General features: G+C 34.5%; 5 protein-coding genes. All 5 read right to left on the bottom strand.

The window, feature by feature from the left end:
* Nucleotides 1-248 precede the first annotated feature (248 nt).
* A complete protein-coding gene (locus ACFWV9_RS16030) occupies nt 249-2,192 on the bottom strand; it encodes a glycoside hydrolase family 3 protein (protein ID WP_411896248.1) in 1,944 nt (647 codons plus the stop codon).
* A 41-nt stretch (nt 2,193-2,233) separates the two neighbouring features.
* A complete protein-coding gene (locus ACFWV9_RS16025; protein ID WP_411896247.1) occupies nt 2,234-2,749 on the bottom strand; it encodes a hypothetical protein in 516 nt (171 codons plus the stop codon).
* Nucleotides 2,750-2,754: 5 nt separating this feature from the next.
* Nucleotides 2,755-3,213, bottom strand: a complete 459-nt coding sequence (locus tag ACFWV9_RS16020; protein ID WP_411896246.1) for a MarR family winged helix-turn-helix transcriptional regulator — start codon at nt 3,211-3,213, stop codon at nt 2,755-2,757.
* 322 nt (nt 3,214-3,535) lie between these two features.
* Nucleotides 3,536-4,444 (bottom strand): hypothetical protein, encoded by a 909-nt coding sequence (locus ACFWV9_RS16015; protein WP_411896245.1) that lies wholly within the window; start codon nt 4,442-4,444, stop codon nt 3,536-3,538.
* 212 nt (nt 4,445-4,656) lie between these two features.
* A complete protein-coding gene (locus ACFWV9_RS16010) occupies nt 4,657-5,400 on the bottom strand; it encodes a type II CAAX prenyl endopeptidase Rce1 family protein (protein ID WP_411896244.1) in 744 nt (247 codons plus the stop codon).
* Between the last annotated feature and the right edge of the window lie 110 nt (nt 5,401-5,510).

The raw sequence follows: 5,510 nt of genomic DNA, 5'->3' as shown, positions 1-5,510 counted from the left end.
GGACGAGAGTGCGAAAGCACGTAGTAATTAAAGTTCGCCTTTGGCGTCACGAGCACAGCGAACACATGAATTCCTTTAAAAAACAATAGGAATGATATGAATAATGTGTTCTCATCTGTTTTGTATATGGAAAGTAGCGGATTTTAATGTTCTACCTTTCCAGAAAGAAAGATACTTAATTAAACACAAAAACGGCTTAGGTAATTACCTAAACCGCTATTTTTTATATACGTTGTTACAGTCAGTTTTTAATTCTTTTCATACTCTAATCCAAACCCAAATTCAAATAATGGATTTTCGCTATCATACGGCACATCCGTTTTTTGATTTTCTACGGCTTGCATAGAAGACGGCAACTCGAAAGGTAACTTTCCTTGCGGTGTAGTATTTCCAAAAAGTACCTCACAAACTGATTTATCACTTGCACCATAATTAGCAATTAGAGCCGTTGCAGCATTAGTGATTTCAGGAATTACAGCAGGTCTATCTAAATAAATATCAACAATTGTTGGTACTTTATTCAATAAATCTAAAATTCGCTGCTTTTCAGCGCCTTTAAAATCCAAATCACCATGATGAAAACCTTTTGCCATAGGAACATTTGTCTCAGCAGGGTACCACGGCGTATTTAATCTAATAATAGCAAAATCAGCCGCTTCGGGTGTTGTAACTACTTCGGCATAGTTAGCGACCGTTGTACTATCTATGTTTTCGATGTATACCTTAAATTTCTTTTGTGTTAATGGCAATGTTGATTTATAATTTTTTAAAAGTGTCATGGAGATCTTTTGTGTTTTCTCTCCTAATGCTCTTGATGATTCTTTACCAAAAACTTCATTGACTTTAGTTTCATCTACAAAAGGGTTGTCAAACAAGCCCAACTCGAATTTTTGTTTTAGTAAACGTTTAATCGAAATATTAATTCGCTCCTCTGTCAATTTACCTTCTTCAACTAATTGCACAATTAATTCTGGTCTATTTTCACCGCCAAACTGGTCACAACCTGCTTCAATAATTTTCAACGCTCGGTCTGCAGCATTTAAATCTTCCACACCCCATGCCCTTGCTTTCCAAACCACATCGGGTCCCATCGGTCGGTCAGTAATCAAGCCCCAATCGGTACAGACAACACCATCATATTTATATTTTTCTCTTAATAAAGTGGTAATAATGGTTTTGTTATAAGCCATCGCGACATTCTCATCCGTTTGATCAGTCGGTACACCATAGTAAGGCATGATAGCAGACGTATTGACTTCAAAAGCAGCTTCGAAAGGAATCAAGTGATAGTCAAAATTATCACCCGGATATATTTGTCCTTTTTGAAATGAAAAATGTGGGTCTAAACCTTCTTTTTGTGGGCCACCTCCTGGAAAGTGTTTCGTCATACAAGCTACACCATTGCTTATTTTGTCGCCTTGTAAACCTTTGATATAAGGTTTGACTAATCGAGCTGTTAACTCCGCATCTTCGCTAAAGTTTCCACTAATCCTTGCCCAACGAGGTTCGGTAGCCAAGTCAATTTGAGGATGTAATGCCTCTCTAATACCAATAGCCAAATATTCTTCACGAACGATATTTGCAAATTCTGCTACCAATTTTTCATCGCCAATAGCCGCAAAGCCTGGTATTTCACAGAATTGAGCAAACCCTTTTGCACTCATTGAGAAAATGGTATTACTGAAGTGATGTCTCGGGTCTGAAGCGATAGTAATCGGAATACCTAATCTTGTTTTCTCAGCAACTTGCTGTGTATTGTTATACCATTTCGCAAAAATATTTGGGTCAGCAGGAATACTCCAAATATTAAAATATGTCATTTTTAGTTTGTCCATATTTTCAACAACGGAAGGCATTCTTGACAAATGGCCTTCAAGACCTTCTTTGCCATCTGGTTTTCCGTCGGCACTAACAGGTGCACCGTTAATGAACATCATACCTGCCTTTTCTTCCAAAGTCATTTGGCTCAACAAATCATCAATTCTCGCTTCGATAGGTTGATTGATATCTTCGTAAATGTCTAATTGTTCATTTCCATTTAAGTCCCTGAATGGTACACCATCTTTTTCAAGTAACACTTGAGATTTTTGCTTCACTAATTCAAAATTTGAATTTTTTGTTGCTCCTTGCTTCGGTTCATTACAACCGACGAATAGCAAGAGTCCTAAAAAGACCACGATTAATTTATCCATTTTTATATGATTTTTTTTGATTTATTTAATGAGAATTTTTTTTAGAGGAATAGCATAATGAGTGTTAGTATCACACCTCCAATAGCATAGTATATCCCTTTTTTGAAAATAGGCATACTTGGCAAAAACATCCAAAATGCAGAAAGCACAAATAATAGTAGTGACAATCCAAAGAAGATATTGAAAAAATAGAGTGGACTATCTGTAGTTGCTTTGTGTAGTCGTTCCATCTTTTCAAGTACAAATGGCAGTTTCATTTTTTTAACGGTCGCCACCCACGTTTCTTGATTATAATTACCTTCTTCAAAATATAATATATCACCTTCTTGCTTATCCACTTTTACACCCATTCGCAACTTTGGACTTAATTCTCCTCCGACTAGATTAGGTTCTAATTGTCGTGTTTCAACTGTTTCTGTTTTTAAAAAATTTGTTTCTCTAAAAATCATAATGATTCCACTAATGGCATACATAGCCATTACGCCAGCTAAGAAAAACCCTAAATAACGATGTAGTACCCTAGCTTTTAAACTTATTTTTCTGTTATTTAACACCATACCTGTTATGTATTGAATATTTTTTCAATTCTAACTATATTTCGTAACTCTTGGATAAACTTATCTTTATCTGATAGCTTACTCAAAAAATCTTGATTAGCTGCCGAAGTGATTTTAAAGGCAAGATTATAAGTTTTTATTCCTTTTGATGTAAGAAACACACATTTTGCCCTAGTATCTGTTTCGTGCTCTTTTCTTTCTACGAAGCCTTTTTTCTCAAGAGTTCGAAGCACTTTAGAAACCATCATAGTATCGGTATTACTGCGTTCTGCAATAGATTTTTGTGTAACAGTATTCGATTCTTTGAGCAAAGACCTTAGCGCTGATATGAGAGCAAATTGAGTGTGCGTTAAATCTATTTCATCTAAAGCTCTATTTAACTGTCTTTGCCAAGTCATGGTTATCTGCCATAATAAAAAGCCTAAATCATTTTCGGGCTTATAAGGGTCTGGTTTATGCTTCATGTAATTTCTATTTATTTTATGTTGTCGCAAATATAATATACACAACTATTATATGCAAATTTATTGTTTCAAATATGTATAAACTTGTTTATTAATAATTAATAGAAATACTTTGAAGGTTGAATGGAAGTGTAGTGTAGCGTGTTGCTTAGATAATAAGCGGTGGGTCAAAATTGACTGTAACGGTCTCGGCTATGATTTCGTTGCGTTGAAAATTCCGATGGAATTTTCGACCGTAGAAATCGAGTCGTTTAAAGTTAAACTAATCTTGGTTTTTGCCATAGTTAAGCAATGAATTATAGCCATTGTTAGTGGCAGGCTTTTATTTATTCCATTTTAATTGTACGTCCGCAACGCTTTTATGAACCTTATTTGATAAAAGTGTTGCAAATGATAGATTATTCAATGGCTCATTATTCGATTTTAAAACGTCCCATAATTTCTGAAAAGTACCCACGCCACCTTCATCATATATATTTGCTGCTCCGATATGCCACTTACATTGATACCAGCCATAATTTTGGGGATATTGTTGTGTTATTAAGTCATAATTGTTTTCCAGTTCACTTAAGGTCGAATATTTTAATTGCCCCGGATCAGTTGAGGATACCACCATTTTAGGGAAAGTTGTTAAGGCTGGTAATAATGTGGGTTCCTTTTCAGCTATATAGGTATGAAGAAATATATTGGCAAATAATTCTCCCATCCATTTACGTTGTGTGGTAAGACCACCTTGCTCATGAAAGGTATGACCCAATTCATGAATAGCTAACAGGTCAAAAAAGCCTCTCATTGTTAAATTACCAGAATCGTCAGAATATGTATTCGAGATCGCATGTGCAATTTCCTTTGGCAACTTCTCTAATGAGGGAAGCATGCTATTCCAAAAATCATTGTCATCGGAAGCGACTACAAGTGTTTTGCTATTGGGATAATGAGGCATGCCATAAACGGGAAATTTGGTATAATTACTCCAATCGGCTGGTGATAGTACCAGTAATGAAACTGAAGGTTTAAATCCAATTAGCGCATTATAAAAGGACATTACGCTATCACAAAGTTTTGCCATATGTACTGCTTGTTCATAGGTGTCTTCACTATAGTAAGTGTCCAAATAGTTGCCTTCCAGCCGATTAAGATTTTCGTATGATTGGGCTTCTATTTCAGATGCTACCAATAAAACACATAAACTTAAAATAGTTGTTCTTATAGTTTTAATTATAGGATTCATAAGTTTTCTCTATTTAGTTAAAAAGTTTCACAGCTTGCCACTAACGTGTTTGTGTATGGTTAGTTGCGTGTTTCAGCAACTAATTTAGCAAACAAATCACAGATAGAAAATTCCAGCGGAATTTTCGTAAGTCGTTAGTGACCAAGCAATTAAATATACACGGTGTTAGCCACTGGCTATTTTTAACTAATATTCAATCCCTTACTTTATTTTTACTGTCCACCATAAAATTGAGACATATCCAGAGTGAAATGTAAAATAAAAAACCACCATACGTCTCTAGATTTACTGACAGCACTTAAAACTAGTACACCTATAAATGCATCAAGGAATAAACTACTAAGTTCCAAAACAGAAAAACCATTTGATAACAAACTTGGGATATGTCCAGCAGCAAATAAAATAGCAACAATAGCAATAGATTTTTGATTTCCAATCCAAGCTGATAATCTAACGAAAATGAGCGCTATCGTAATATCTTCCATAAAGACTTGAACTAGATGGGATATATTTTTGGGATGAAATGTATTTGTTAATATGCTTTCAAACGATGGCGCATTTTTTCTGACTAACCAATAAACAATAAGGGAACATATTGCAATAACAACACCTACAAGAAAACGATATAAAACTTTTGATTTAGGTAACCAAATTGTTTCGATAGGTTGTTTTCTAATATAAATAAGTAACAAAGTGGGAGAAAAAATTAAAAACTGATTTATTGCGTCAATTATTTTATTACCATCATGTGGTATCAATAAATCCCTCATATACAATTGTCCTATACCTATTATGACTATTACAGCCATGATGGAAAATATGAATTCCAACCACGGTTTTTTGAACGTTATTGTTTTATGATCTTTCCATAATGATTTAAATATGTAATTAGCTAAAAACCATAATAACACTCCGGTTCCATAGGCTGCCATTAAAGAGATATAATGATTGTTCATAACATTTTTTAGTTTATCCGCTTGTGGCTAACTCAAGGGTTAAACGTAGTTCTGGTTTGAGAATGAAAAGATAATAAATTCTCCAACAATAATTAGAGAAGCGTACTTCC

The sequence above is a fragment of the Winogradskyella sp. A2 genome (assembly GCF_046762865.1).
GTDB lineage: Bacteria > Bacteroidota > Bacteroidia > Flavobacteriales > Flavobacteriaceae > Winogradskyella.
This window is presented reverse-complemented; position numbering and strand designations above follow the sequence as displayed.